The following is a 25,972-nucleotide window of genomic DNA, read 5'->3' on the forward strand; positions in this document are numbered from 1 at the left end:
GACGCATGGGTCCGCAGGGGCGAGGCGAGTCCTACACGACCGCACCCAAGGGGAACGGGACGCAACCCAGAGTCCAGCCAACGCAACCAAACGTGTTAGTTCCGGGGAGGCGGTCAGGGCAGCGGGCCGCCGGCGGCCAGGGCGCAGAGCTTGGTGAACTCCTCGGCGTCCAGGCTCGCCCCGCCGACGAGCGCGCCGTCGATGTCGTCCTGCTTCACCAGCTCGCCGATGTTGTTCGACTTCACCGAGCCGCCGTAGAGGATCCGCACGCCGTCCGCGACGTTCTGGCCGTACTTCTCCGCGAGCCTCGCCCGCAGCGCGCCGCACACCTCCTGCGCGTCGGCCGGCGTGGCGACCCGGCCGGTGCCGATCGCCCACACCGGCTCGTAGGCCAGCACGACTTTCGGCACCTGCTCGGTCTTGAGCCCCTTGAGGCCGGCGATCAGCTGCGCGGTCGTGTGCTCGACGTGCTCGCCCGCCTCGCGGACCTCGAGCTTCTCGCCGACACACAGGATCGGCGACATCTCGTGCTTGAGCGCCGCCTTCACCTTGGCGTTGACCAGATCATCGTCCTCGTGGTGGTACTCGCGGCGCTCGGAGTGGCCGACCACGACGTACGTGCAGCCGAGCTTGGCGAGCATCGGCCCGGACACGTCGCCGGTATAGGCGCCCGAGTCGTACCGCGAGACGTCCTGCGCGCCGTAGCGCAGCAGCAGCTTGTCGCCGTCCACCAGCGTCTGCACGCTGCGGATCGAGGTGAACGGCGGCAGCACCGCGACCTCGACCTTGGCGAAGTACTTCTCCGGCAACGAGAACGCGATCTTCTGGACCAGCGCGATGGCCTCGAGGTGGTTGAGGTTCATCTTCCAGTTGCCGGCGACCAGCACCTGCCGAGTCATGCACGCTCCAATACGGCGATGCCCGGAAGTTCCTTGCCTTCCAGGAACTCCAGCGACGCGCCGCCGCCGGTGGAGATGTGGGAGAAGCCGTCCTCGGGCAGGCCGAGCGCGCGCACCGCGGCCGCGGAGTCGCCGCCGCCGACCACGCTGTACGCGTTCGAGTCCACAATGTCCTGTGCGACCTGGGCGGTGCCCACCGCGAACGGCGGCAGCTCGAACACGCCCATGGGCCCGTTCCAAAAGATCGTGCGGGCCTCCGCGATCACCTGGCCGTACCGCTCGGCCGTGATCGGGCCGATGTCGAGGCCCTTCCAGCCCTCCCACATCTGGGCGGCCAGCACGGTGTGCGTCGGCGCGTCCGCGGTGACCTCCTCGGCCATCACGACATCGGCCGGCACCATGATCTTGTCGCCGGACTCGGCGAGCAGCCGCTTGCAGGTGTCGATCATCTCGGCCTCGAGCAGCGAGTCGCCGACACCCAGGCCCTCGGCGGCCATGAACGTGAAGCACATGCCGCCGCCGACGAGCAGCCTGTCGACCCTCGGCAGCAGCGACTCGATCACCGCGAGCTTGTCGGAGACCTTCGAGCCGCCGAGCACCACGACGTACGGCTGCTCGGGGTCGCCGGTCAGCCTGCGCAGCACCTCGATCTCGGCGAGCACCAGCTGGCCCGCGTAGCCGGGCAGCACACGCGCCACGTCGAACACCGACGCCTGCTTGCGGTGCACCACGCCGAACCCGTCGGATACGAACGCGCCGGACTCCCCCACCAGCGCGGCCAGCTCGCCCGCGAGCCCGCCGCGCTCGGCGTCGTCCTTGCTCGTCTCGCGCGGGTCGAACCGGACGTTCTCGAGCAGCGCGACGCCGCCGTCCGCCAGGCTGTCCACAATGGACCTGGCGGACGGCCCGGTGACGTCCTCGGCGAGCCGGACGCCCGTGCCGAGCAGCTCGCCGAGCCGGGCCGCGACCGGCCGCAGCGAGTACCTCGGGTCGGGTGCGCCCTTGGGCCGGCCGAGATGCGCGGTCACCACGACCCGTGCGCCGGCGTCGGCGAGCCGGCGCAGGGTCGGCAGCGACGCGCGGATGCGGCCGTCGTCGGTGATGGTCTCGCCTGCGCCGTTGTCACCGAGCGGGACGTTCAGGTCGGAGCGCACGAGCACGCGCCGGCCCGAGACACCCTCGGCGAGCAGATCGTCGAGAGTCTTCACGTTCGGTTCCCCTACAGCTTCGAGGCGACGAGGGCGGTCAGGTCCGCGAGGCGGTTGGAGTAGCCCCACTCGTTGTCGTACCAGCCGTACACCTTGACCTGGTTGCCGATGACCTTGGTGATCGGCGCGTCGTAGATGCACGACGCCGGGTCGGTGACGATGTCGCTGGACACGATCGGCTCGTCGCTGTAGCGCAGGATGCCCTTGAGCGGTCCGTCGGCGGCCGTGCGGTACGCGGCGTTGACCTCGTCCACGGTGACCTCCTTGGCGAGGTCGACGGTGAGGTCGGTGATCGACCCGGTCGGCACCGGAACGCGCAGCGAGTAGCCGTCGAGCTTGCCGTTGAGCTCGGGCAGGACGAGGCCGATGGCCTTGGCGGCGCCGGTGGAGGTCGGGACGACGTTCAGCGCGGCGGCGCGGGCGCGGCGCAGGTCCTTGTGCGGGCCGTCCTGCAGGTTCTGGTCCTGCGTGTACGCGTGGATCGTGGTCATCAGGCCCTTCTCGATGGTGAACGCATCGTGGAGGACCTTGGCCAGCGGGGCCAGGCAGTTGGTGGTGCAGGAGGCGTTGGAGATGATCGTCTGGGAGCCGTCGTAGAGCTGCTCGTTGGCACCGATGACGACGGTCAGGTCCTCGCCCTTGGCGGGCGCGGAGATGATGACCTTCTTGGCGCCGCCCTCGTCGACGTGCCGGCGGGCGTCCTCCGCCTTGGTGAAGAACCCGGTCGACTCGATCACGACGTCGACGTCGAGGTCCTTCCACGGCAGCTTGCCCGGATCGCGCTCGGCGAGCCCCTTGATCAGCGTGCCGTCCACCTCGATGCCCTCGCCGGTGGCCCGAACCTCGTTCGGCAGTCGGCCGAGGACGCTGTCGTACTTCAGCAGGTGCGCCATGGTCTTGACGTCACCGAGGTCGTTGAAGGCGACGACCTCGACGTCATGGTCGCTTGCCTGCACCGCGCGCCAGAAGTTGCGGCCGATGCGACCGAACCCGTTGACGCCTACTCGAACCGTCACCGTGCGTCTCCTCGTGCTCGTGTTGTTGGACCGCCCAGCCACCCTATCGCCCACCGCACCATGGCCGCGGATCGTGGGAGCGACCTAACTGTATCGAATCAGATGGATCATGCCCCGCCGGGTGCATGGTCGCCTTCCTGCGAATACCCACATTTCAGAGGTTCACCGAAGGAATTTCCGACCGGGGTCGTATCTGGGTAGCGGGCCCCTGCTCTTGTCTAGGTGTAGGGGGGCGCTGGGACGGGCGGCGAGAGGGGGATGCTCGCCACCCGGGGGGACGCGGCACCCGAGAAGGGGACCCGCCTGACTGCGTGGGGGTCAGTCAGGCGGGTTCATTCTTTTGCTCGTTCTCGGCTTTGGCCGGCCCGCTGTCCGGCTTCGTGGTCTCGTGCCGGCCTGCCCGGCCTGTCGCTCAGGGGTCGGGGCCGCCGGCGGCCCGACCTCTTTCAGCTCGAGCCGGTGCGTTGTCGTGCGCCTCGTGCTCGCTCGCCTGTCAGACCTCTGCTTCGAGCATCTCGGGCGTCACCGCGGACTCCGTGTCCGGAATGCCCAGCTCCTTGGCACGCTTGTCGGCCATCGCCAGGAGGCGGCGGATCCGGCCGGCCACCGCGTCCTTCGTCATCGGCGGGTCGCTCAGCTGGCCCAGCTCCTCCAGCGACGCCTGGCGGTTCTCCAGGCGGAGCTTGCCCGCGGCGCTCAGGTGATCCGGTGCCGTGTCGCCCAGGATCTCCATGGCGCGCTGGACCCGGGCGGCCGCCGCGACGGCCGCCCGGGCCGAGCGGCGCAGGTTCGCGTCGTCGAAGTTGGCCAGGCGGTTGGCCGTCGCACGGACCTCGCGGCGCATGCGCCGCTCTTCCCAGGCCAGGACGCTCGAGTGGGCGCCCAGCCTGGTCAGCATCGCGCCGATGGCGTCGCCGTCGCGGACCACCACCCGGTCGGCACCACGCACCTCGCGGGACTTCGCCTGGATGCCCATCCGCCGCGCGGCGCCGACCAGGGCCAGCGCCGCCTCCGGACCCGGGCAGGTGATCTCCAACGCCGACGAGCGGCCCGGCTCGGTCAGGGAGCCGTGCGCGAGGAACGCCCCGCGCCACGCCGCCTCGGCGTCGCACACCCCGCCGGACACGACCGGTGCCGGCAGCCCGCGCACCGGCCGGCCGCGCGGGTCGAGCAGGCCCGTCTGCCGGGCCAGGCCGTCACCGTCCTTGACCACCCGCACGACATACCTGGTGCCCTTGCGCAGCCCACCCGACGCGAGCACGTGCACGTCCGCGTAGTGGCCGTAGAGATCGTGGATCTCCTTGCGCAGCCGCCGCGCCGCCGCGCCCGTGTCCAGCTCCGCCTCCACCACGACCCGTCCGCCGACGATGTGCAACCCGCCCGCGAAGCGCAGCAGGGAGGACACCTCCGACCGCCGGCAACAGGTCTTCGACACCGCCAGCCTGCTCAGTTCGTCCTTGACCGCCGCGGTCATCGCCACGAGGCCCCTCCTCTCCAAGAACGACTCGGCCGCGCGGCCGGCATCCCTCCCACCGGAGCCACCCACGTCGCCGGGTACATCCCACCATCAACGCGCCTCGCGCGCCCTTTCATCGCGCATCGACCGCCACCAAGGCGTCCCGCAGGCTCTCCGCGAGTGCGTGCGGATCATGCCGCTCCCGTGCCTTGGCCGACGCCACCCCGTCCAGTCGCATACTTGCCCCGAGCGCCTCCGCCGCCCGCCGCAGCCGGTCGGGGGTCGACACCGAGTCGGCGTCGGCGATCACCGCGTCGACCCGGAGACGTGGTGCGTGCTCGCAGAGTACGTCCAGATGCCGCTCCGGGGAGAATCCCGCGGTCTCCCCCGGCTGCGGAACGAGGTTGAGCACCACGATCCGGGACGCCGTGGTCTCGATCAGCGCCTCGTGCAGCTCCGGCACCAGCAGGTGCGGCAGGACGCTGGTGAACCACGAGCCGGGCCCGAGCAGCACCACGTCCGCCTCGAGCACGGCCCGCACCGCCGCCGGGCACGCGGTCGGCACGGAGTCGGGCATGCCGGCCGTGTACAGCCGGATCCGCTGGACCTGGCCGGGCGTCGTGGCGATCGCGACCTGGCCGCGGATGCGGCGCACGGCCGTCGTGTCCTCGTCGAGCCCGATGACGTCCGCCTCGATGTCGAGCGGCTCGGTAGACATCGGCAGCACGCGGCCACGCAGGCCGAGCAGCCGCGCGGCTTCGTCGAGCGCCGTCACCGGGTCGGGCATGATCTCGAACAGGCCGGCCAGGACGAGGTTGCCGACGGCGTGGCCGGCGAGCGCGCCGGTTCCGCCGAAGCGGTGCTGGAACAGCGTGCGCCACAACGAGTTCATCTCGTCCTCGCCGGCGAGCGCGGCGAGCGCCTTGCGCAGGTCGCCGGGCGGGAGCAGGCCGAGCTCGCGGCGCAGCCGGCCGGACGAGCCGCCGTCGTCGGCGACCGTGACCACGGCGGTCACGTCGTCGGTGATCCGGCGCAGCGCGCTCAGCGTCGCGTGCAGCCCCTGGCCACCGCCGAGCGCGACCGCCCGCACCTCACTCCCTCCCCAGGTCGCGGTGCACGACCTTGACGGCGACGCGGTCCTCGTCGGCGAGCCGGCGCGCGAGCTCCTCGGAGATCGTCACGCTGCGGTGCTTGCCACCGGTGCAACCGATCGCGACCGTGAGGTAGCGCTTGCCCTCCCGGCGGTAGCCGGCGCCGATCAGCCGCAGCAGCTCGTGGTAGCGGTCGAGGAACTCCTCCGCGCCCTCCTGGGTGAGCACGTAGTTGCGCACGTCGGCGTCGCGGCCGGTGAGGTCCTTGAGCTCGGGGATCCAGAACGGGTTGGGCAGGAAGCGGACGTCCATGACGAGGTCGGCGTCCATGGGGATGCCGTACTTGTAGCCGAACGACAGCACGGTGACCCGGGTCGTCGTGCTGGCCTCGGTGCCGAACGTGTCCTCGATCTTGGCGCGCAGCTGGTGGACCGACAGCGTGCTGGTGTCGAGCACGAGATCGGCGTCCGAGCGCAGCGGGGCGAGCAGGTCGCGCTCGGCCTTGATACCGTCGATCAGCCGGCCGTCGCCCTGCAGCGGGTGGCCGCGGCGGACCTGCTCGAAGCGGCGGATCAGCACCTCGTCGGTGGCCTCGAGGAACAGCACGCGCGGCTTGTACCCGCCGGCGTCCAGCTCGCGGATGATCGACGCGAGGTCCTCGGTGAACGCCCGGCTGCGCACGTCCATGACCACGGCGACCTTGGTGACCGCGCCCTGTGCCTTCGCGCCCAGCTCGACCATCGTCGAGATCAGCTCGGGCGGCAGGTTGTCCACCACGAACCAGCCGAGGTCCTCCAGGCACTTGGCCGCGGTGCTGCGGCCGGCGCCGGACAGCCCGGTCACCACGGTGACCTCCACGCCCTGCCCGTGGTCGGCCGGATCGATCGTCACGTCTTGCTCTCCTTCTCGGTCTCGCCTGCCAGCGCACTGTGTACCAGCGCGGCCGTGTGCGCGCCGATTCCCGGTACACCGCTGATGTCGTCCACGCTCGCCTGGCGTAACCGTTTGAGCGAACCGAAGTGCTTGAGCAAAGCGGACTTGCGGCTCTGGCCGAGTCCGGGGATGTCGTCGAGCGCCGACGTGGTCATCCGCTTCGAGCGCTTCTTGCGGTGGTAGGCGATGGCGAAGCGGTGTGCCTCGTCGCGGACGCGCTGCAGCAGGTAGAGCGCCTCGCTGGTGCGGGAGAGGATGGTCGGCTCGGGGTCGGCCGGCAGCCAGACCTCCTCCAGCCGCTTGGCGAGACCGATGACCGCGACGTCCTGGATGCCCATCTCGGCGAGCACGTCGGCGGCCGCGTTGGCCTGCGGCCCGGCGCCGTCGACGACGAGCAGGTTCGGCGGGTAGGCGAACTTCTTCGGCCGGCCGGTCTCCGGGTCGATGCCGGGCGTGGTCTCCGGCTGCTGCCCGTTCGCGTGGCCGCCCGCCTCACCGGTCGTGTCGCCGTTCGCCCCGGCGGGGGCCCCGCCGTTGGTGCCGCCGTTGGTGCCGCCGTTGGTCTCGGCCAGGTAGCGGTGGAAGCGGCGGCGGACGACCTCGGCGATCGAGGCGACGTCGCCCTCCGTCGCGGCCTGCTTGATGGCGAACCGGCGGTACTCGGACTTGCGGGCGAGTCCGTCCTCGAACACCACGAGCGAGGCCACGACGTCGCTGCCCTGGATGTGGCTGATGTCGATGCACTCGATCCGCAGCGGGGCGGAGTCGAGGCCGAGCTGGTCCTGCAGCTCCTGCAGCGCGGCCGAGCGCGCGGTCAGGTCGCCGGCGCGGCGGAGCTTGTGCTGGGCGAACGCCTCCTTGGCGTTGCGCTGCACGGTCTCCATGAGCGCACGCTTGTCGCCCCGCTGCGGGACACGCAGCTGGACGCGCGAGCCGCGCAGGCCGGTGAGCCAGGCGCTGACGGCGGCGGCGTCCTCGGGCAGGGCGGGGACGAGCAGCTCGCGCGGCACCGGGCTGGCGTCGCCCTCCTCGGCGAGGTCGGCCTGGGAGCCGTAGAACTGGGAGAGGAACTGGTCGACGAGGGCGGCCTCGTCCATCTCCTCGATCTTGTCGATCACCCAGCCGCGCTGGCCGCGGACCCGGCCGCCGCGGACGTGGAAGACCTGGACGGCGGCCTCGAGCTCGTCGTGCGCGAACGCCACGACGTCGGCGTCGGTGCCGTCACCGAGGACGACCGCCTGCTTCTCCATGGCGCGGCGCAGCGCGGCGAGGTCGTCGCGCAGCCGGGCGGCGCGCTCGAACTCGAGCTCGCTCGCGGCGTTGTTCATCTCGCGCTCGAGGCGGCGCATCATCTTGTCGGTGTGGCCGGCGAGGAAGTCGCAGAAGTCCTCGACGATGGCGCGGTGCTCGTCGGCGCTCACCCGCCCGACGCACGGGGCGGAGCACTTGCCGATGTAGCCGAGCAGGCAGGGGCGGCCGATCTGGCCGTGGCGCTTGAAGACGCCGCCCGAGCAGGTGCGCGCGGGGAAGACCCGCAGCAGCAGGTCGAGCGTCTCGCGGATGGCCCAGGCGTGCGCGTAGGGGCCGAAGTAGCGCACGCCCTTGCGGCGCGGACCGCGGTAGACGTGCAGCCGGGGGTACTCCTCGTTGAGCGTGACCGCGAGGACCGGGTAGGACTTGTCGTCCCGGTAGCGGACGTTGAAGCGCGGGTCGAACTCCTTGATCCAGTTGTACTCGAGCTGGAGGGCCTCGACCTCGGTGGACACGACCGTCCACTCGACCGCGCCCGCGGTGGTGACCATCTGCCGGGTGCGCGGGTGCAGCAGCGTGAGGTCGGCGAAGTAGGAGTTCAGCCTGCTACGCAGGCTCTTCGCCTTCCCGACGTAGATCACCCGGCCGCCTGAGTCCCGGAACTTGTACACCCCAGGCGCATCGGGAATCGTGCCCGGCGACGGACGATATGTCGCTGGATCTGCCACGCCGCCAGCCTACGGCGGGGTACCGACACCGCAACGCCCGGTCACGGCGCGCCGCGGCACATGGGAAGGCCACCCTCGCCGTGGCTGAGGACGAGGGTGGCCTTCCGGGCGGGGCGGGCGTCCCCGCCCCGACTACGACCGCGGTGCGGGACTCACACCGCGTGCAGATTGCCGTCCGCGCCGACGACGCAGGCCGCGGAGCCGGCCCCGGAGTTGACGAACTCCGTGACGCAGCGGCCGAGCTGCTCGTGGCCGCGGGCGTTGGGGTGGAAGGACTGCTGGGCCATGTGCATGCCGATCGCGTCGAGCCCGCCGGTGACCCAGGCCCACGGGTCGACCGTCACGCGGTTCTGCCACTCGGTCGACGAGTCGCCGCCGCCGCTGCACGCCTCGTGGCCCTCGGAGCCGCGGGAGAAGTCGAGGAACTTGACCCCGGTCCGGCTCGCGACCCCGCGCAGCGCCTCGGACAGCTGCGGAACCGCGACCGTGCGGCCGAACTTCGCGTCGGCGATCTTGAACGGGCAGCCCTGCGGGCCGTGCAGCACGCTGTCCATGTGCTCGGTCAGCGGCGAGGCGTACGACGTGAGGACGAAGTCGTAGTCGCCCTCGGCGTAGCCGGCCTGGCTCATCGCCGACTTCACATCCGCCACCGCGGCCTCGACCTTCGGCGCCATCGCGGTCAAGCGCTGCGGCCACTCCGTCGCGAGCTCGCCCCGGCAGCCGGAGCCGAAGGGGTCGAACCAGGCGAGGATGCAGTCGACCATGGTGTCCGCGAACTGCGGGTCGTCGTTCGCGCCGATCTGGAGGAGCACGGTGGTGACCTTGTACTGCCGCGCCAGGTCGATCAGGCGCTTGGCCTGGCTGCCCTCGGTGTAGTGCACCGTGTCGGCGAGCGAGACGTTCGAGGAGTCCGCCCCCGAGCAGGCGAGGTTGATGGTCTTGTCGGCCACCGCGGTCCGGTGCACCAGCGCGTTCGCGGAGCGGTGGCACCAGTCGCCGTTCTCGCCGTTGGTGCCCGGCTCGTAGTTCCCGGCGCCCTCGCCGGAGATCGCGCTGTCGCCGAGCGAGACGATCGCGGTCTGCCGGTCGTCGGCGGCGCCCTGGCCCGCCGGCTGGTCCGCATTGGCCGCCGGCACGGCCACCGCCAGTCCCGCTACGAGCAGCGCACCCAGCGCCACCCCGAACATGCGCACCCTCGCAGGGATCGATCGCATGGCCTTCTCCCGGAGCACACGGCGGTTACCGCCTGGTATGGATGATAAAAATCACCCTAACCAGCCGGTAACCCGTGAAGCTATAACCCGAACGGCCCTCGTATTTGGCCGTTCGGCTCACCCCGGACGACGGGTTCGATCAACGTTCGCCGCTGCGCTCCGCGAGCTTGTCTCACGCCAGGACGACCTGGTCGCCCTTCACCTGGACGCCGATCTTCTGCAGGGGCTTCGTAGCCGGTCCGTTGACGACCTTGCCGTTGTCGCCGACGTCGAACTTGCTGCCGTGGTTGGGGCAGGTCGAGACCCCGTTCTCGGGCACGCCGACGATGCTGCCCATGTGCGTGCAGGACGCGTTGTACGCCTTGACCTCCGACCCGTTGCGGACGAGCAACGCCTTGCCGCCGGTCGGGTTGTCGACGACGAGCCCGCCGCCGTCGGGGATGTCGGCGAGCGGTGTCGTGCCGTCGCCCTTGCCGCCCCCGTCCGCCGAACCGGAGTCGTCGCTGCTACACGCCGCGACCAGCGCGCCCGGCGCGATCAATGCGACCGCGAGCCCGCACAGCACGTCTCGGCGCGAGCGATCCCGCTGGGGCTTGTCGGTGGGTCCGGTGCTGGCAGTCAAGACCAGAGCCTCCTGGGTTCTCTCGGCGGCATACACGTGGACTAACGCAGCCTCCCGCCAAGAGGTTCAATCATCAACATCTTGGGAGTGCATTCTCAGGAAGCGCTCAGAGTGCCAGATGCGTGCGCAGCGCGCCGTCCAGGTGGGCCAGCGACTCCGGCGGCACCCGGCCGGCCTTCTTCCAGAGCCGGTCCATGGCGACCGTGCGCACCTGTTCGGCCTGCGCCTTCGAGTCCGCGGCAAGCCCGCAGTCGGCCGCGCGCAGCAGCACCTGGAAGGGGTAGACGCGACCCACATTCGACGTGATCGGCACGACCGTGACCACGCCACGGCCGGTCCGCCGGGCCGCGCGGTTGGCGGCGTCGTTACTGACGATCACCGCGGGGCGGACCTTGTTGGCCTCCGAGCCGCGCACGGGCTCGAGGTCGACCCAGTAGACGTCACCGCGCCTCATCGGCCAGCCCGTCGGCGGCCGCCCGGTCCCATGCCCGCGACTCCGCGTCCGCCCACTCGTCGAACGCCGAGGCGTAGTCCTCCTCGAGCTCGGCCACCCGCAGCAGCCCGATGGCACGCTGGATCACCGACGAGCGCGACGGCTCACCGGTGCGCTCGCCGTACTCGTCGACGAACGCCACGTCCTCCGCGGGCAGGCTGACGCTGAGCTTCACACCATCGATGCTACCGGCGGTGCTACCCGAGTGGCTACCCGAGTGGCTACCCGCGGGCTACTCCGTGGGCTCCGCGGGCGGCGCGGCCGAGAGCTCCGGCCGCGCCTCGGCGACCTCGCGGCGGACCCGCCGCAGCTCCCGCATCGCGGTGACCGCGCGCTCCCCGTCCATCGCCTGGATCGCGAGCACCGGCACGTACTCGTCGTGCGGCAGCTCCAGCCGCGCCCACGGCGAGCCGTCCGGAAAGCTCACCTGCTCGACCTGCGACCACGGGAACCGGCGCGCGCCGAGCATGTTGCGCACCTCGACGCCCTCGCGGTCGACACGCACCCGCGGCCGGGTGAACCACAACGCGCCCAGTGCCAGGAGGATCCCGATGCCGAACATCGCGATCTGGTCCGACAGCGTGAAGTTCGCCCCCGTGTCGCTCTCCGGCAGGAACACACCGGCGACCGCGAACATGGCGAACAGGACCGCCGCGGCGATGCCGGCGAACAGCCGCACCCGCCGTGGGCGTACCTCGAAGCTCACGACGACCCCTCGCAGGCTCGGTGTCGCCGCTCGCGGTCGCCCTGTGTTTGCTGGTTCGCTCCGCAAGCTCCGCTCACTGTTTGCCGGTTCGCTCCGCAAGCTCCGCTCACTTGAAGGTCCGATCCGTCCACGGCTGGCGCAGCCCGCGCACCACCATCGCGGTGTCCAGCGCCGCCACGCACGCCTCGAAGCCCTTGTCCTCGCTCGATCCCGGGAGCCCGCAGCGGTCGAGCGCCTGCTCCTCGTCGTTGACGGTCAGCACGCCGTTGCCCACCGGGGTCGACTCGTCCAGCGCCACCCGGGTCAGGCCCGCGGTCACCGCGTCGCACACGTACTCGAAGTGCGGGGTGCCGCCGCGGATCACGACGCCCAGCGCGACTACGGCCTCGTGGTGCTTGGCCAGCGCCTGGCACACGACCGGCAGCTCGACCGCGCCCGGTACCCGCACGACCGTCGGCTCCTCGATGCCCGCCTGCTTCGCCGCCGCGAGCGCGCGCTCCAGCAGCGTGTCGGTGATCCTGGCGTGCCAGCGGGTCGCCGCGATCGCGAGCCGGATGCCCTCACACTCCGGGACCTCGACGTCCGGCCGGCCCTCACCGCTCATGCCTGCTCGACCCCGTCGAGCAGCTCGAGGTCGCCGAGCTCGTGGCCCATCCGGTCGCGCTTCGTGCGCAGGTACCGCAGGTTCTCCGCATTGGGGCGGACCGGCAGCGGCACGCGGTCGGCGATCCGCAGCCCGTAGCCGTCCAGGCCGACGCGCTTGGCCGGGTTGTTCGTGAGCAGCCGCATCGACTTCACGCCGAGGTCGACCAGGATCTGCGCGCCCTGCCCGTAGTCGCGGGCGTCGGCCGGGACGCCGAGCGCGAGGTTGGCGTCGACGGTGTCGTGGCCGTCGTCCTGCAGCTGGTAGGCCTGCAGCTTGTGCATCAGGCCGATGCCGCGGCCCTCGTGCCCGCGCATGTAGAGCACGATGCCCCGGCCCTCGGTGGCGACCGCCTCGAGCGCGGCGTCCAGCTGCGGGCCGCAGTCGCAGCGCAGCGAGCCGAACACGTCGCCGGTCAGGCACTCGGAGTGCACCCGGACGAGCACGTTCTCCCCGTCGCCGATGTCGCCGTAGACCAGCGCGATGTGCTCGATGCCGTCGAGCTTGGAGTCGTAGCCGACCGCGCGGAAGGTGCCGGCCGCGGTGGGGATGCGGGCCTCCGCGACCCGGACGACCTGGACCTCCTTGCGGCGGCGGTAGTCGATGAGGTCGGCGATCGAGATGATCGCCAGCTCGTGCTCGGCCGCGAACACCTCGAGCTCTTCGCGGCGGGCCATGTCGCCCTCGTCCTTCTGGGACACGATCTCGCACAGCACGCCGGCCGGGCGCAGCCCCGCCATCCGCGCGAGGTCGACCGCAGCCTCGGTGTGCCCGGGCCGGCGTAGCACGCCGCCTTCCTTGGCACGCAACGGAACCACGTGGCCGGGGCGGTTGAAGTCCTCGGCGCCGGATTTCTGGTCGGCCAGCGTGCGGATCGTGTGGGCGCGGTCGGCGGCGGAGATCCCCGTGCTCACGCCCTCCTTGGCGTCGACGGTGACCGTGTACGCGGTGCCCCGGACGTCCTGGTTTGTGTGGAACATCGGTGGCAGGTCGAGCCGGTTGCAGTCGGCCTCGGTCAGCGGCACGCAGATGTAGCCGGAGGTGTAGCGGACCATGAACGCGAGCAGCTCGGGTGTCGCCTTCTCGGCCGCGAAGATCAGGTCGCCCTCGTTCTCCCGGTCCTCGTCGTCGACCACGATGACCGGCCGACCGGCCTTGATATCCGCGACGGCACGCTCGATGCCCTGTATGTCGCTCACGACGCCTCCTCGCTGGTGCGTCCATTGTGCGCCGACCCGGGTCGAGCGGCGGACAAGTGTGGCGCGGCCAACCTCTCCACGTACTTGGCGACCACGTCCACCTCGAGGTTCACCCGGTCGCCCGGCTGCCGGGTACCCAGCGTGGTGGCCCGCAACGTCTCGGGGATGAGGCTCACGGTGAACTCGGCGCCGCGCTGGCTGTCGGAGACCTCGACAACCGTGAGGGAGACGCCGTCGACCGTGATCGAGCCCTTCTCCACGAGGTAGCGGGCCAGTTGCGCGGGCAGGCCGACGCGCACGAGGTCCCAGTGCTCCGACGGCCGCCGGGAGAGGATCACGCCCGTGCCGTCGACGTGGCCCTGCACGATGTGCCCGCCGAACCGCTTGCCCACCTCCGCGGCGCGCTCCAGGTTGACCTGGTCCCCCACGGCGACCTTGTCGAGGCTGCTGCGCACCAGCGTCTCGCGCATGACGTCGGCCGTGAACGCCCCGCCGGAGACGTCGACGACGGTCAGGCACACGCCGTTGACCGCGATCGAGTCGCCTTGCCGCGCGTCACCCGTGACCAGCGCGCCGGCGACGGTGATCCGTGCCGCGTCCGGCAGGTCCTGCACGGCCACCACCTCGCCGCGCTCCTCCACGATCCCCGTGAACACTCAGCTCTCCCCCGTCTTCCGCGCTGCCGCCAGCGCCCGCAGCCGCTCGACCGCCCGCGCCGGGTCGTCCGCGCCGTACACCGCCGACCCCGCTACGAAGCAGTCCACGCCGGCCTCGGCGGCCTGCACGATCGTCTCGGCGTTGATGCCGCCGTCGATCTCTACCAGCACGTCGAGCTCGTGGCGCTTCGCCGTCCGCACCTTGTCGAGGACCTCGGGAATGAACTCCTGGCCCCCGAACCCCGGCTCGACCGACATCACGAGCAACGTGTCGTAGTGGTCCAGCAATTCCAGGTAGGGCTCGAGCGGGGTGCCCGGCTTGACCGACAACCCGGCCTTCGCGCCCGCCGCGCGCAGGTCCTTGGCGATCTTCACCGGGTCGCGCGCCGCCTCGACATGCACAGTCACATTGTGCGCGCCCGCATCGGCGTAGCCGGGCGCCCAGCGGTCCGGGTCATCGATCATCAGGTGGCAGTCGACCGGGATGTCAGTGGCCCGCAAGAGGGCCTCCACCACCGGCAGCCCGATGGTGAGGTTCGGGACGAAGTGCCCGTCCATGACGTCGACATGCAGCCAGTCCGCCCCGCCCACGGCGGCCGCCTCCTCGGCCAACCGCGCGAAGTCGGCGGACAGGATGCTCGGCGCGATCATGGGGGTTCCGGACACGGATGGGAGCTTATGCCCGGTCAACGGAACAGCTCGAACGCGGCCGCGATGGCGGGCTTGTCCGCACCCGTGGCCAGCAGCAGCTGCAGCAGGACCCGGGCCTTGGCCGGGTCGAGGAACCCGGAGTGGATCAGGCCGCGCTCGAGCAGGTCGCGCTCGGAGCCGGCGTAGCCGTAGGTCTGGCGCAGCACCGAGCCCGCGCCCGTCCGGGTGGACAGGACGACCGGCACGCGGGCGGCATGCGCGGCGACGAGCGGCACCAACGCGGCCGGCACGTGGCCCGCGCCCAGCCCCGCGATCACGAGCCCGTCGAACGCGTCGTCCGCCAGGCGCAGCAACGTGCCGTCGTCGCCCAGGGCCATCGTGATCATGGCGACGCGGCGGTCGGCCACGCGTGGGTCGGCCGGCAGCGTGAGGCCGGTGCGGGCGGCGCCACGGATGCGCGGGTCACCCTCCACGACCAGGCCGAGCGGGCCGAACCCGGGCGAGACGAACGCGCCGGTGCTGGACGTGTGGCTCTTGCGCACGAACCGCGCGCCGTGCACCTCGTCGGACATCACCACGAGGCAGCCGAGCCCGCGCGCCGCGGGCGAGGTGGCCACCCGGATCGCGGCGTACAGGTTCGCCGGGCCGTCCGCACCGGCCGCCTCGGGGTGGCGCATCGCCCCGGTCAGCACGACCGGGGCGTCGTCGGGCACGGTGAGGTCGAGGAAGAACGCCGTCTCCTCGATGGTGTCCGTGCCGTGGGTGATCACCACGCCGTCCGCACCGGCGGCCAGCTCCGCGCGGACGCGGCCGGACAGCGCGACGAGGTCCGCGAAGCCCAGCGACGGGCTCGGCAGCGCGCGCAGCGTGATCGCGGTGATCCGGAGGTCGAGGTCCACGAGGCCGGGTACGGACGCCACGAGGTCGTCGGCCGCCAGCGAGGGCACGATGCCGCCGGAGGCGCTGGGCGCCATGGCAATCGTGCCGCCCATGCCGATGACCGTCACCGCCTTCCCGGAACTAACCCTTGCGGTCACGTTGGTAGATCCTGTCCGGCTTGGCGCGTACTCGTGGCTGATCTGCGTCCCGTTCCCGGTAGGCGCGGTTGGGTGCCGCCCCGGGTAGGCGTGTCATTTGCGCAGCAGCGCGCAGAACATCGCGTCGGTGCCGTGCCGATGCGGCCACAGCTGCACGTACGGGCCGTCGCCGAGCGCGGGCATGTCCGCCGGGAACGACTCGCGGGCGTCGAGCGCGGTCACGCCGGTGCGCCGCACGACGTCCGCCACGACGCCGACCGTCTCCGACAGGTGCGGCGTGCAGACGACGTAGCCCACGACCCCGCCGGGGCGCACCAGGTCGACCGCCGAGAGCAGCAGCTCGCGCTGCAGCTTGGTCAGCTCGCCCACGTCCGAGGGCTGGCGGCGCCAGCGTGCCTCGGGGCGGCGGCGCAGCGAGCCCAGCCCGGTGCACGGCGCGTCCACGAGGATCCGGTCGAACGTGCCCGGCGCGAAGCCGAGCGACGCGGGCTGGCGCCCGTCGCCGGTGTGCACGGCGACCGGCAAGCCCTCGGTGGACCGCTCGACGAGCCGGGCCCGGTGCGGGGCCTTCTCGACCGCGTCGAGCCGGCCACCGGAGATGGCGAGCAGCGCGGCGAGCAACGCGGTCTTGCCACCCGGGCCCGCGCACAGGTCCAGCCAGCGCTCGTCGGTCCCGGTGCCGGCATCGCCGATCTCCGGCCGCGTCAGTGCGAGAGCGCACAACTGGCTGCCCTCGTCCTGCACGGACGCGAGCCGCTCCCGCACCGGTTCCAGACCAGCGGGGTCGCCCGCGCCGGCCGCGAGCCGCACCCCGTACGGCGAGTACGGCGCGACCTCGCCGCCGGTCATCGCGGCCAGCTCGTCCGCGGTGATCTCGCCGGGCCGGGCCACGAGGTGCACGGCGGGCCGCTCGTTGTCGGCGGCGAGTGCGTTCTTCAGCTCCTCGCCGGTGCTGCCGAGCGAGTCGGCGAACGCGCGGGCCACCCAGCGGGGGTGCGCCTCGCGCATGGCGAGGTTGCCGATGGGGTCCTCGGCCGGGTCGGGGGCGAGCTCGGCGAGCCAGGCCTCCTCGTCACGTTCGGAAACCTTGCGCAGCACGGCGTTCACGAAGCCGGTGACCCGCGAGCCCTGCTCCGCGCGGACCAGGTCGACCGTGGAGTCGACGGCCGCGTGCGGCGGGATCCGGGTCCGCAGCAGCTGGTAGCAACCGAGCCGCAGCACGTCCAGCAGCCCTGGCTCCACTTTGGACAGCGGGCGTTCGAGGCACGCGTCGAGCACCTGGTCCAGCAGCCCGATGCAGCGGCAGGCGCCGTAGGCCAGCTCGGTGGCCAGTGCCGCGTCCCGGCCGGTGATCCGCCGTTCCCGCAGCAGCTGCGGCAGCAGCAGGTTGGCGTAGGCGTCGCGAGCGCGGACCTCGCGCAGCGTGTCCAGCGCGGCCCGGCGCGCCGGGTCCTCCACCGGCGGGCGGCTCGGGCCCATGCGCCGCTTCGGCGGGTGGGGCGCCCGCGGCCGGGAGAACCTCGCCGGGCGCCGTCCTTGTTGCGTCACGTCAGCCGCTCCCCTGGCTCGACGCGTGCGCCGCGCGCCCAGTCCGTCGCCGCCATCCGTTTCTTGCCGGGTGCCTGCACGTCGCCGAGCGCGACCGGCGCGGTCGCGGTGCCGACCAGCACCCGCTTGCGCTCGACGTGCACCTCGCCCGGCTTGAGCGAGTCCGCGCCCACCCGGGTCACCGGGCCGAGCTTGATCCGCTCGCCGCGGAACTCCGCCCACGCGCCGGGATCCGGCGTCACCGCGCGCACGTGCCGGTCGACGGCGAGCGCGGGCACGCTGAAGTCGACCTTCGCGTCGTCGGTGGTCACCTTGGGCGCGTAGCTCGCGCCGTCCGGAGGCTGCTCCTGCGCCCGCAGCGTGCCGTCCTCGATGCCGTCGATCGTCGACACCAGCAGCCCCGCGCCGGCCTCGGCGAGCCGGTCGAGGAGCGTGCCCGCGGTGTCGTCGGCCCGCACGTTCTCGGTCACCACGCCGAACACCGGGCCGGCGTCGAGCTCCTTGACGATGCGGAACGTGCTCGCACCGGTGATCTCGTCGCCCGCCCGCAGCGCCGCCTGGACGGGGGCCGCGCCACGCCACGCGGGCAGCACCGAGAAGTGCAGGTTGACCCAGCCGTGCGGCGGGATGTCCAGCGCCTTCTGCGGGAGCAGCGCGCCATAGGCCACGACCGGGCAGCAGTCCGGCGCGATCGCGCGCAGCCGGTCGAGGAAGTCGGGGTCGGCCGCCTTGCGCGGGGTCAGCACCTCGATGCCGTGCTCGTCGGCCAGCGCGCCGACGGGCGAGCGGACGAGGTGCCGGCCGCGGCCAGCGGGTGCGTCGGGGCGGGTGACGACGGCCGCCACCTCGTGCCGGCCGCTGTCGAGCAGGGCGCGCAGCGACGGCAGCGCCACCTCGGGGGTACCGGCGAATACCAGACGCATCGTCAGACGGCCCCACCGAAGATCGAGTGCGGGCTCTGCTTGATCGTGGGCACGCCGCCGTCGAACCACTCGGCCTGGCGGATCTCCTTCATGGCCGCCTTGCGTGTCTCCGGGGTGAGCCGGTCGAGGAACAGCACGCCGTCCAGGTGGTCGGTCTCATGCTGCAGGCAGCGGGCCAGCATCTCGCTGCCCTCGATCTCCACGGGCTCGCCGTGCATGTTCCAGCCGCTGGCGACGACGTTCAGGTGCCGGCGACAGTCGAGGTACACGCCCGGGATCGACAGGCAGCCCTCCTCGCCGTCCTGGTACTCGTCGTCCAGCGCGGTCCAGGTCGGGTTCACCAGGTGCCCGGCGGCGCCGTCACAGTGGTAGGTGAACACCCGCAGGCCGACGCCGAGCTGCGGCGCGGCCAGACCCGCGCCACCCTCGGACTCCATCGTGTCCCAGAGGTCCTTGACGAGGGTGTGCAGCTCCTTGTCGAAGTCCACGACCTCCACGGCAGGAGTGCGCAGCACCGGATCGCCGAAGAGCCGGATGGGCTGGACTGTCACGGTTCTCCATTCGGGTCGGGGTCCGCCCCGCCAGTCTATTCAGTGCCGGGGAGTGCCCGGCCGGGCCGCGTCAGATCAGCTCCAGGGGGTCGAGCCGGACCCTGATCGAGTCGGGCTCCTTGCGCGCGGTGCGCACGTGCTGTGCGGTGGCGAGGGCGGTGGCCAGGGCCCGGCCGTCCTTGCGCGACGTGCGGACGAGCGCGCGCTCGGCGTCCCCGACCTGCACCGGTCCGAGGATCTCGCCGGACGGCGGCAGCTCGAGCTCGTCGAGGAACGTGGCGAGCGCGTCGGCCGGCCCGTCGGCGGAGGCCATCCGGACCGCGGGCGGGAAGCCGAGCTCCTCGCGGGCGGCGAGCTCCTGGCGGGCGTGCCAGACAGGGTCCCACCGCACCAGCGCCTGCACGGGGGCGAGCGCGGACTCGGCGGCAACGACGACGCGGCCGCCGTCGTTGCCGGGCCGGACGAGCGCGGCGGCGAGCATCCAGCGGCGCAGCGCCTCCTCGCCCGCGCGCAGATCTGCTCGGCCGAGCAAGGCCCAGCCGTCGAGCAGCAGGGCGGCGCCGTACCCGCCGCGCGCCACGGGTTCGGCCCCCGGGGTGGCGACGACGAGCGCCGCCCGGTCCGGTACCTCGGCGAGCACCTCGCTTGCGCCGGAGCTCAACACGGGCACGTCGGCGAACGCCCGGCCGAGCTCCTCGGCGGTCCGCTTCGCCCCGACCACGATCGCCCGCAGTCGCCGCGACCCGCATGCCCCGCACCGGAAGGCGGTGTCGGGCACGCCGCACCACCGGCAGGTGGGCGGCCGCGCCGTCCCGTCCGCACCACCGGGCGCGTGGTCCGTGCCGTTCCGGCCACCACCGGCGCCGCCCGGCCCCTCCCACCTGCCCACCGCACCGCCCGGGGCGTCGGGCAGGCCACCCGCGCCGGGCGCGCGGTCAGCCGGCACGCCGACGTGGCCGCGGCGTGCGGGCTCGTCCGGGCCGGCGTCGAAGAGGCTGCCGGGCGCGCCGATCCGTTCGGCCCGTTCGGGTGCGGTGCGACCCACCGCCGCCCGCGCCTCACCCGCACGGCGAGCGGCGGACCGCACGTCGCCGGCGGGCCGCGCCGCCGCGCGGCCGGCGGTCGGCAGGCCGAGGGGGCCCGCACAGCGCCGGCAACGCGCCGGGGTCCGGCACTGCTGGCACGCCAGCGCCGGCACGTAGCCGCCTCGCGGCACCTGCACCAGCACCGGCCGGCCGCCGGCCAGCGCGGCCCGGGCCGCCTCGAACGCCACCGTCGGGATGCGGGCCGCGCGGGCGGCCGGGTCGCGCGCGAGCTGGAAGTCGGTCTCCCCCAGCGCCACGATCCGCGGGGACGCGACCCGCAGCTCCGCCCGTGCCGCGACGATCTCCGGCGCCCACCCCGAGTCCACGAGCAGCTGCGCCTCCGCCGTCCGCGCGAAGCCCGCCACCACCAGCGACGCGCCCGCCGCGTGCGCCCGCTGGATCAGCACGTCCCGCACGTGCGGGTACGGCGCGTGCGGGTCGGCATGCAGGTCGTCGCCGTCGTCCCACACCACGAACACGCCGGGGCGGTGCACCGGTGCGAAGACGCTCGCCCGCGTGCCAACGACGATCCGCGCCCCGCCGCGCAGCACCGACAGCCACCGCCGGTACCGCTTGGCCGGCCCGGCGTCCGCGGACAGCGCCACCACCGCCTCCTCGCCGGCGAGCGCCACGCACGCGGCGTGCACCCGGGCCACGTCGCGGTAGTCCGGCACCACGAGCACCGCGCCCCGCTCGCCCGCCGCCGCGGTCGTGGCGAGCTCGGCCAGCCGGACGGGCCAGTCCTCCCCCGGCAGCGCCTGCCACACCGCGTGCGCCTGCCGGCCGGCCCGCACGGCCTCGAGGAACGCGGGCCCGCGCGGATACCGCCGCCACGCCGCCGGGTCCGGTGCGCCGGGCACCGGCGACGGCTCCGGCGGCGGCTCGGCCTCGACCCGGGCGTGCCGCGGCGGGATCGCCAGGCGCAGGACGTCGATCATCGTCCCCGCGTAGCGGTCGGCCACCGCGCGGGCCAGCGCCGCGATCTCGGGCGCGAGCACGGGTTCCGGCGACACGACCTTCGACAGGAACCCGAGCCTGCCGCCGAAGTCGGACTCCGCGACCCGCTCGGCGAGGAACCCGTCGACCTGCTGCCCGGCGAAGCGCACTCGCACGCGGCAACCCGGCACGGCCGTCTCGGCCAGCTGCGCGGGCACCAGGTAGTCGAACGGCCGGTCCAGGTGCGCGAGCGGAACGTCGACCCACACCCGGGCGACCGGAAGCGTGGCCGCCGGCCGCTGCTCCCCCTTGCGCGCGGTCATGCGCGCTGTCTATCACGGCCCCCTGTCGCCCGCCGCGCAGACCACTCGCCACCGGATGCTCGTGCGGCGCACGTATCCCACGGCGCGACAGCCGGCCAGCCGCGCCCGGCGCCGCGTTCATGGCACGAACGCGGCGCCGGGCGTGACCAGGCAGCGCGAGGTCGTCGACACGCGTCCCCGCGGCGTCCCGCGAGGGCGACTTCCAGGCGCTGCCCTCCCTCCCCGATCCGGTCCTGGTGCTCCGGGTGGACTCGGCGACGTCCGGATGGGTGGTGCCGAACCCGAGGCGGTTGGTGGGCGGGGGCCCGGGGCGGTGTGGCGGTGGGAGGCACGCCGCGCGTGTGTGCACCTTCCCGATCGCCGGGCGCCGGATCGTGGCGATCGAGATGCACGCCGACCCCGAGCCGCCGGCCGAGCGGAGATCAGCCGCTGACGTGCACGTGGCCGGCGCCCCACACCGACCCGAGCACCGCGAGCGGCCAGATCACCAGCAGCGGCACGAACCCCGCCCCGGCTACGAGAAGTACGACGGCGGACAGCACGGTGGCGATGAGCCCCGCGCGCGCCGAGAGGTAGCACAGCCCGACGGGTCCGAGGAGCATGCTCAGCACGAACGCGACTCCGGCCGACTTCGGTCGCGGCTGGTTGACCGGGATACGCCCCGGGCCGGCCTGCAGCTCCGGGTGCGGCTGGATGGCCACCGGGATCGACGCGTAGCTTCGGGTCCACTCGGAGTTCAGCACGGGCGTGATAGTCGGGTTGCTCATCGTCCGCCTCCCCAATTTTTTGGCTGCAGAGCCATACTCGCCGGGTTGGCGGCCGGGTACCGTGTCAAATGAAACACCCGGGACGGGGCTGGGGAGAATCGAACAATGGGGCCGTCGGAGACCGGTAACGGCGAGCGACGCGCGTGGCACCGGTTGACTGTCGCCGAGCAGAACGCATTGACGACGCCCGGTCAGCAGCGCATCTGGCAGTCCGGGGAATTCCTTGCCATGCAGGGCAGTCCGCCCAGCAGCATGTTCGTGATCATCCGGGGCTGGGTGAAGATCACCGCGACCAACTACCGTGGCGACAACGCGCCACTCGCCGCCCGTGGCCCGGGCGAGATCGTGGGTGAGCTGGCGCCGATCAGCGGTCTGCCCCGGGGCGCCACGATCCAGGCGATGGACGAGGTGTGCGCGTGGGTCATCACGGCCGAGCGGCTGCTCGCCGTACTGAGCCGCAATCCCCGGATAGCAATGGAGTTACTCCGGTCGCTGGCATTTCGCCTCCAGCAATCGGATCGGCTGCGCCTGGAGTCCGGCGGAACGGAATTTCCGCAACGGTTGGCCGCGCTTCTTCTGGAACTCGCGCTGCAATACGACCCGGACTGGGCGGCGGCGAGCGAGGTGGTTCTCCACCAAACGCAGGAAGATCTGGCCAGCTTCGCCCGGGTTTCGCGGAGCACGCTGATTCGCGGCTTGGACGAGCTGAAAAGAATCGGCGTGGTGAAGACGGCCCGCCACCGCGTGACGATCATCCGCCCGGACATTCTCCGCGACCTGGCCGCCGGCCGACCGGCCCCCTGAGAGCCCGGCCGGCACGAAGCCGGCCGACGTCTCGCGGCAACGCGGCTTCCTAGGGCTGGTAGTAGGCCGTGTAGATGACGGCCAGATCCGCGCGTTCGTCCACAGTAGACTCTTCGCGGATCTTGCGGTTCAGGCCCACGGGGAAGCCGTGCTTGATCAGGCGGCGTTCACAGGCGTCCTCGAGGAACGCCAGGGAGAAGTAGATCGACAGCAGGTAGCCCAGCGCCACCATCGAGAACCGCAGCGGCCACGGGCCCGGGGCGAGCAGCGCGAGCCACCACCAGAGGAACATCACCTGCACCCGTGCGAAGTGCCGCAGCACCCACGTCCGGCAGGTGAGGTCGTAGAGCACCCAACCGTGGTACGCGGTCGGCAGCGTGCCGCCGACCGCGTACCACAGCCACCGTATGGGGCCGGGCCGGATCAGGCTCCGGCGAGGGCCTTCAGCGCGTCGGCGCGGTCGGTGCGCTCCCATGGCAGGTCCAGCTCAGGACGGCCGAAGTGGCCGTACGCGGCGGTCTGAGCATAGATGGGACGCAGCAGGTCGAGGTCGCGGATGATGGCCGCGGGCCGCAGGTCGAAGACCTGGCTGATCGCCTGCTGGATCTTGGTGGGGTCGACGGTCTCGGTGCCGAAGGTCTCGACGAACAGGCCCACCGGCGCCGCCTTGCCGATCGCGTACGCGACCTGCACCTCGAGGTGGGTGGCGAGGCCCGCGGCGACGGCGTTCTTGGCGACCCAGCGCATCGCGTACGCGGCCGAGCGGTCGACCTTCGACGGGTCCTTGCCGGAGAACGCGCCGCCGCCGTGCCGGGCCATGCCGCCGTAGCTGTCGACGATGATCTTCCGGCCGGTCAGGCCCGCGTCACCCATCGGACCGCCGACGACGAACCTGCCGGTCGGGTTCACCAGCAGCCGCACGTTCTCGGAGTCCAGGTCCAGCTGGGCGATCTCGGGCTTGACGACCTGCTCGAGCACGTCGACGGTCAGCAGCTTCTCGAGGTCGACGCCGTCGGCGTGCTGCGAGGACACCACCACGGTGTCGAGCCGCACGGCCTGGTCGCCCGCGTACTCGATCGTGACCTGCGTCTTGCCGTCCGGCCGCAGGTAGGGCAGCGTGCCGTTCTTGCGCACGTCGGTCAGCCGCTTGGCCAGGCGATGGGCGAGCGCGATCGGCAGCGGCATCAGCTCCGGCGTGTCCGTGCACGCGTAGCCGAACATCAGGCCCTGGTCGCCGGCGCCCTGCTTGGCGATCTCGTCCTCTTCGTGCTCGACCCGCGACTCGTAGGCGGTGTCGACACCCTGGGCGATGTCGGGCGACTGCGACCCGATCGCGATGTTGACGCCGCAGGAGTTGCCGTCGAAGCCCTTGGCGGACGAGTCGTAGCCGATGCCGAGGATCGTCTCGCGCACGATCGTCGGCATGTCCGCGTACGCCTCGGTCGTCACCTCGCCGGCGACGTGCACCTGGCCGGTCGTGACCATGGTCTCCACCGCCACACGCGACCGCGGGTCCTTGGACAGCAACGCGTCCAGGATCGAGTCGCTGATCGCGTCACAAATCTTGTCTGGGTGCCCCTCGGTCACCGACTCGCTGGTGAACAGCCTGCTCGCGGACTCCGTCACGACGTACCTACCCAATTCATCGCCTGGTTGTTGTGGAAAGCGTACTGATAGCACTGGAGAACCAGTTCAAGACCGTTTGAAGGCCACCACCGCATCCCATACATCGGAAGCCATCCGCGACTTGCTACCCAGCGCGATGGCTCGTTCCGATCCGTCGGCGGACAGTAGCCAACCGGCGTTGTCCTCCATCTCGAAGGCCTTGCCCTCGCCGACCGCGTTGACGACCAGCAGGTCGCACCCCTTGCGCTTGAGCTTGGCCCGCGCGTGCTCGAGCACGTCGCCGGTGCTATCCCCCGTCTCGGCCGCGAAACCCACGATGACCTGCTCGGACGTCCGGCTCGCGACCAGCTCGGCGAGCACGTCCGGGTTGCGGGTCAGCGCGACCGGGTCCGGGTCGCGGCCGGTCTTCTTGATCTTGTACTCGGCCCGGTCGACGGGCCGGAAGTCGGCCACCGCGGCGGCCATCACCACGACGTCGGCGCCGGCCGACACCTCGTGCATGGCGTCGCGCAGTTCTTCGGCCGTGCCGACCCGGACGATCTCGGCGCCGGCCGGCTCGGCCAGCGCCACCGTGTGCGCGGACACGAGGGTGACCTGCGCGCCGCGCTGCACGGCGGTGCGGGCGAGCGCGTAGCCCTGCTTGCCGGACGAGCGGTTGCCGAGGTACCGCACGGGGTCGAGCGGTTCTCGCGTGCCACCCGCGGACACGACGATCCGCACGCCCTCGAGGTCGCGCGGCAGCGCGTCTGGCCGGGCGAGCAGCAGGCGCGCGAGGTCGACGATCTCGGCCGGGTCGGCGAGGCGGCCCTTGCCGGTGTCGACGCCGGTGAGCCGTCCGCTCGCCGGCTCGCTGACGATCACACCGCGGCGGCGCAGGGTGGCCACGTTGTCGCGGGTGGCGGGGTGCTCCCACATCTCGGTGTGCATGGCGGGCGCCATCAGCACCGGGCAGCGAGCGGTGAGCAGCGTGTTGGTAAGGAGGTCGTCGGCGAGGCCGTGCGCGGCCTTGGCGAGCAGGTCGGCGGTGGCGGGCACGACGAGCACGAGGTCGGCGGACTGCCCGATGCGCACGTGCGGCACCTCGGGCACGTCGTCGAAGACCTCGGTGCGCACGGAATTGCCGGACAGCGCTTCGAACGTGGCGGCGCCGACGAACCGTAGCGCGGCGGCCGTCGGCAGCACGCGGACGTCGTGCCCGGACTCGGTGAGGCGGCGAAGAACCTCGCACGCCTTGTAGGCCGCGATCCCACCGCCCACACCGAGTACGACGCGGGGGCGGCGATCGGCCTCGGTCACTCGCCTTCGGTGTGTTCGAGCAGGCCGGCGTGGATCTCGCGGAGCGCGATGGACAGCGGCTTCTCGCGCGGGCCCGGCTCGACCAGCGGACCGACGTACTCGAGCAGGCCCTCGCCGAGCTGCGCGTAGTAGTCGTTGATCTGGCGGGCGCGCTTGGCTGCGTAGATCACCAGGGCGTACTTCGAGCTGACCTTGTCGAGCAGGTCGTCGATCGGGGGGTTCGTGATGCCTTCGAGCTGCGGGCTCGTCGGGTCACCCAGTGCGCCCAACTCGGTGGGGGTGATCACTCGTGTTTCTCCAGCTGGTCAGA

27 protein-coding genes are annotated in these 25,972 nt (G+C 72.2%); 1 reads left to right on the forward strand and 26 read right to left on the reverse strand.

Features of this window, described 5'->3' with window-relative positions; all coding sequences use genetic code 11:
* Nucleotides 1-113: 113 nt before the first annotated feature.
* From tpiA to VH969_RS04590, 22 genes are all read right to left on the reverse strand, one after another.
* Complete coding sequence (gene tpiA / locus VH969_RS04485) at nucleotides 114-899, reverse strand: triose-phosphate isomerase (protein WP_331970782.1); 786 nt, start codon at nucleotides 897-899, stop codon at nucleotides 114-116.
* On the reverse strand, nucleotides 896-2,107 hold the full coding sequence (locus tag VH969_RS04490) for a phosphoglycerate kinase (RefSeq protein WP_331970785.1): 1,212 nt from the start codon (nucleotides 2,105-2,107) through the stop codon (nucleotides 896-898). Before VH969_RS04490 ends, tpiA begins: the two co-directional genes overlap by 4 nt.
* Nucleotides 2,108-2,118: 11 nt before the next feature.
* Complete coding sequence (gene gap, locus VH969_RS04495; protein WP_331970788.1) at nucleotides 2,119-3,123, reverse strand: type I glyceraldehyde-3-phosphate dehydrogenase; 1,005 nt, start codon at nucleotides 3,121-3,123, stop codon at nucleotides 2,119-2,121.
* Between the two features lie 493 nt (nucleotides 3,124-3,616).
* Nucleotides 3,617-4,603 (reverse strand): DNA-binding protein WhiA, encoded by a 987-nt coding sequence (gene whiA, locus VH969_RS04500; protein WP_331970791.1) that lies wholly within the window; start codon nucleotides 4,601-4,603, stop codon nucleotides 3,617-3,619.
* 109 nt (nucleotides 4,604-4,712) lie between these two features.
* Entirely contained in the window at nucleotides 4,713-5,669 is a 957-nt protein-coding gene (locus VH969_RS04505) for a gluconeogenesis factor YvcK family protein (RefSeq protein ID WP_331970794.1), read from the reverse strand.
* Nucleotide 5,670: 1 nt separating this feature from the next.
* Entirely contained in the window at nucleotides 5,671-6,561 is an 891-nt protein-coding gene (gene rapZ, locus VH969_RS04510; protein WP_331970797.1) for an RNase adapter RapZ, read from the reverse strand.
* Nucleotides 6,558-8,582 (reverse strand): excinuclease ABC subunit UvrC, encoded by a 2,025-nt coding sequence (uvrC, locus tag VH969_RS04515; protein WP_331970800.1) that lies wholly within the window; start codon nucleotides 8,580-8,582, stop codon nucleotides 6,558-6,560. The genes rapZ and uvrC overlap by 4 nt, the downstream gene beginning before the upstream one ends.
* Nucleotides 8,583-8,734: 152 nt before the next feature.
* Nucleotides 8,735-9,796 (reverse strand): GDSL-type esterase/lipase family protein, encoded by a 1,062-nt coding sequence (locus VH969_RS04520; protein WP_331970802.1) that lies wholly within the window; start codon nucleotides 9,794-9,796, stop codon nucleotides 8,735-8,737.
* Between the two features lie 172 nt (nucleotides 9,797-9,968).
* Complete coding sequence (locus VH969_RS04525; RefSeq protein ID WP_331970805.1) at nucleotides 9,969-10,418, reverse strand: Rieske (2Fe-2S) protein; 450 nt, start codon at nucleotides 10,416-10,418, stop codon at nucleotides 9,969-9,971.
* A 106-nt stretch (nucleotides 10,419-10,524) separates the two neighbouring features.
* Nucleotides 10,525-10,872: a type II toxin-antitoxin system PemK/MazF family toxin gene (locus tag VH969_RS04530; RefSeq protein ID WP_331970808.1), complete on the reverse strand. Its 348-nt coding sequence runs from the start codon at nucleotides 10,870-10,872 to the stop codon at nucleotides 10,525-10,527.
* Nucleotides 10,859-11,086, reverse strand: a complete 228-nt coding sequence (locus VH969_RS04535; protein WP_331970811.1) for an antitoxin — start codon at nucleotides 11,084-11,086, stop codon at nucleotides 10,859-10,861. The genes VH969_RS04530 and VH969_RS04535 overlap by 14 nt, the downstream gene beginning before the upstream one ends.
* 57 nt (nucleotides 11,087-11,143) lie before the next feature.
* On the reverse strand, nucleotides 11,144-11,617 hold the full coding sequence (locus VH969_RS04540; RefSeq protein ID WP_331970814.1) for a PH domain-containing protein: 474 nt from the start codon (nucleotides 11,615-11,617) through the stop codon (nucleotides 11,144-11,146).
* 106 nt (nucleotides 11,618-11,723) lie between these two features.
* On the reverse strand, nucleotides 11,724-12,221 hold the full coding sequence (gene ribH / locus VH969_RS04545; RefSeq protein WP_331970816.1) for a 6,7-dimethyl-8-ribityllumazine synthase: 498 nt from the start codon (nucleotides 12,219-12,221) through the stop codon (nucleotides 11,724-11,726).
* A complete protein-coding gene (locus VH969_RS04550; protein ID WP_331970818.1) occupies nucleotides 12,218-13,459 on the reverse strand; it encodes a bifunctional 3,4-dihydroxy-2-butanone-4-phosphate synthase/GTP cyclohydrolase II in 1,242 nt (413 codons plus the stop codon). The genes ribH and VH969_RS04550 overlap by 4 nt, the downstream gene beginning before the upstream one ends.
* Nucleotides 13,456-14,115: a riboflavin synthase gene (locus tag VH969_RS04555; RefSeq protein ID WP_331970820.1), complete on the reverse strand. Its 660-nt coding sequence runs from the start codon at nucleotides 14,113-14,115 to the stop codon at nucleotides 13,456-13,458. The genes VH969_RS04550 and VH969_RS04555 overlap by 4 nt, the downstream gene beginning before the upstream one ends.
* Nucleotides 14,116-14,766 (reverse strand): ribulose-phosphate 3-epimerase, encoded by a 651-nt coding sequence (gene rpe / locus VH969_RS04560; protein WP_331970849.1) that lies wholly within the window; start codon nucleotides 14,764-14,766, stop codon nucleotides 14,116-14,118.
* A 35-nt stretch (nucleotides 14,767-14,801) separates the two neighbouring features.
* Nucleotides 14,802-15,803, reverse strand: coding sequence for an asparaginase (locus VH969_RS04565; RefSeq protein WP_331970822.1), 1,002 nt, complete (start codon nucleotides 15,801-15,803; stop codon nucleotides 14,802-14,804).
* Between the two features lie 93 nt (nucleotides 15,804-15,896).
* Nucleotides 15,897-17,282, reverse strand: a complete 1,386-nt coding sequence (locus VH969_RS04570; protein ID WP_331970851.1) for an RsmB/NOP family class I SAM-dependent RNA methyltransferase — start codon at nucleotides 17,280-17,282, stop codon at nucleotides 15,897-15,899.
* A 65-nt stretch (nucleotides 17,283-17,347) separates the two neighbouring features.
* The gene (gene fmt / locus VH969_RS04575) at nucleotides 17,348-18,274 is read right to left on the reverse strand and encodes a methionyl-tRNA formyltransferase (RefSeq protein WP_331970824.1); all 927 of its coding nucleotides are present in this window, start codon (nucleotides 18,272-18,274) and stop codon (nucleotides 17,348-17,350) included.
* 2 nt (nucleotides 18,275-18,276) lie between these two features.
* Nucleotides 18,277-18,825, reverse strand: coding sequence for a peptide deformylase (gene def, locus VH969_RS04580; protein ID WP_331970826.1), 549 nt, complete (start codon nucleotides 18,823-18,825; stop codon nucleotides 18,277-18,279).
* A gap of 70 nt (nucleotides 18,826-18,895) precedes the next feature.
* Nucleotides 18,896-21,169 (reverse strand): primosomal protein N', encoded by a 2,274-nt coding sequence (locus tag VH969_RS04585; protein WP_331970828.1) that lies wholly within the window; start codon nucleotides 21,167-21,169, stop codon nucleotides 18,896-18,898.
* A 422-nt stretch (nucleotides 21,170-21,591) separates the two neighbouring features.
* A complete protein-coding gene (locus VH969_RS04590; protein ID WP_331970830.1) occupies nucleotides 21,592-21,936 on the reverse strand; it encodes a hypothetical protein in 345 nt (114 codons plus the stop codon).
* Between the two features lie 105 nt (nucleotides 21,937-22,041).
* Between VH969_RS04590 and VH969_RS04595 the strand changes: the two genes are divergently transcribed.
* Nucleotides 22,042-22,740: a Crp/Fnr family transcriptional regulator gene (locus tag VH969_RS04595; protein WP_331970831.1), complete on the forward strand. Its 699-nt coding sequence runs from the start codon at nucleotides 22,042-22,044 to the stop codon at nucleotides 22,738-22,740.
* A 49-nt stretch (nucleotides 22,741-22,789) separates the two neighbouring features.
* Here the strand turns inward: VH969_RS04595 and VH969_RS04600 are convergent, their stop codons facing one another.
* From VH969_RS04600 to rpoZ, 4 genes are all read right to left on the reverse strand, one after another.
* Nucleotides 22,790-23,215, reverse strand: coding sequence for a DUF5313 family protein (locus VH969_RS04600; protein ID WP_331970833.1), 426 nt, complete (start codon nucleotides 23,213-23,215; stop codon nucleotides 22,790-22,792).
* A complete protein-coding gene (gene metK / locus VH969_RS04605) occupies nucleotides 23,164-24,366 on the reverse strand; it encodes a methionine adenosyltransferase (RefSeq protein ID WP_331970835.1) in 1,203 nt (400 codons plus the stop codon). Before metK ends, VH969_RS04600 begins: the two co-directional genes overlap by 52 nt.
* Before the next feature lie 66 nt (nucleotides 24,367-24,432).
* Nucleotides 24,433-25,662, reverse strand: a complete 1,230-nt coding sequence (coaBC, locus tag VH969_RS04610; RefSeq protein WP_331970837.1) for a bifunctional phosphopantothenoylcysteine decarboxylase/phosphopantothenate--cysteine ligase CoaBC — start codon at nucleotides 25,660-25,662, stop codon at nucleotides 24,433-24,435.
* Nucleotides 25,659-25,949 carry a DNA-directed RNA polymerase subunit omega gene (gene rpoZ / locus VH969_RS04615; RefSeq protein ID WP_075123567.1) on the reverse strand — a complete coding sequence of 97 codons (291 nt, stop codon included), beginning with the start codon at nucleotides 25,947-25,949 and terminating at the stop codon, nucleotides 25,659-25,661. Before rpoZ ends, coaBC begins: the two co-directional genes overlap by 4 nt.
* Nucleotides 25,950-25,972 lie beyond the last annotated feature (23 nt).

This window comes from Actinophytocola sp. (genome assembly GCF_036555685.1).
Classification (GTDB): domain Bacteria; phylum Actinomycetota; class Actinomycetes; order Mycobacteriales; family Pseudonocardiaceae; genus Actinophytocola.

What these genes read in the sequence shown, in the direction of transcription:
- VH969_RS04600 (WP_331970833.1), bottom strand. Translation starts at nt 23,215, where the DNA reads ATGGGAGCGCACCGACCGCGCCGACGCGCTGAAGGCCCTCGCCGGAGC.
- fmt (WP_331970824.1), bottom strand. Translation starts at nt 18,274, where the DNA reads ATGCGTCTGGTATTCGCCGGTACCCCCGAGGTGGCGCTGCCGTCGCTG.
- tpiA (WP_331970782.1), bottom strand. Translation starts at nt 899, where the DNA reads ATGACTCGGCAGGTGCTGGTCGCCGGCAACTGGAAGATGAACCTCAAC.
- VH969_RS04530 (WP_331970808.1), bottom strand. Translation starts at nt 10,872, where the DNA reads ATGAGGCGCGGTGACGTCTACTGGGTCGACCTCGAGCCCGTGCGCGGC.
- VH969_RS04520 (WP_331970802.1), bottom strand. Translation starts at nt 9,796, where the DNA reads ATGCGATCGATCCCTGCGAGGGTGCGCATGTTCGGGGTGGCGCTGGGT.
- ribH (WP_331970816.1), bottom strand. Translation starts at nt 12,221, where the DNA reads ATGAGCGGTGAGGGCCGGCCGGACGTCGAGGTCCCGGAGTGTGAGGGC.
- VH969_RS04570 (WP_331970851.1), bottom strand. Translation starts at nt 17,282, where the DNA reads ATGGGCCCGAGCCGCCCGCCGGTGGAGGACCCGGCGCGCCGGGCCGCG.
- VH969_RS04585 (WP_331970828.1), bottom strand. Translation starts at nt 21,169, where the DNA reads ATGACCGCGCGCAAGGGGGAGCAGCGGCCGGCGGCCACGCTTCCGGTC.
- rpe (WP_331970849.1), bottom strand. Translation starts at nt 14,766, where the DNA reads ATGATCGCGCCGAGCATCCTGTCCGCCGACTTCGCGCGGTTGGCCGAG.
- VH969_RS04590 (WP_331970830.1), bottom strand. Translation starts at nt 21,936, where the DNA reads ATGAGCAACCCGACTATCACGCCCGTGCTGAACTCCGAGTGGACCCGA.
- VH969_RS04595 (WP_331970831.1), top strand. Translation starts at nt 22,042, where the DNA reads ATGGGGCCGTCGGAGACCGGTAACGGCGAGCGACGCGCGTGGCACCGG.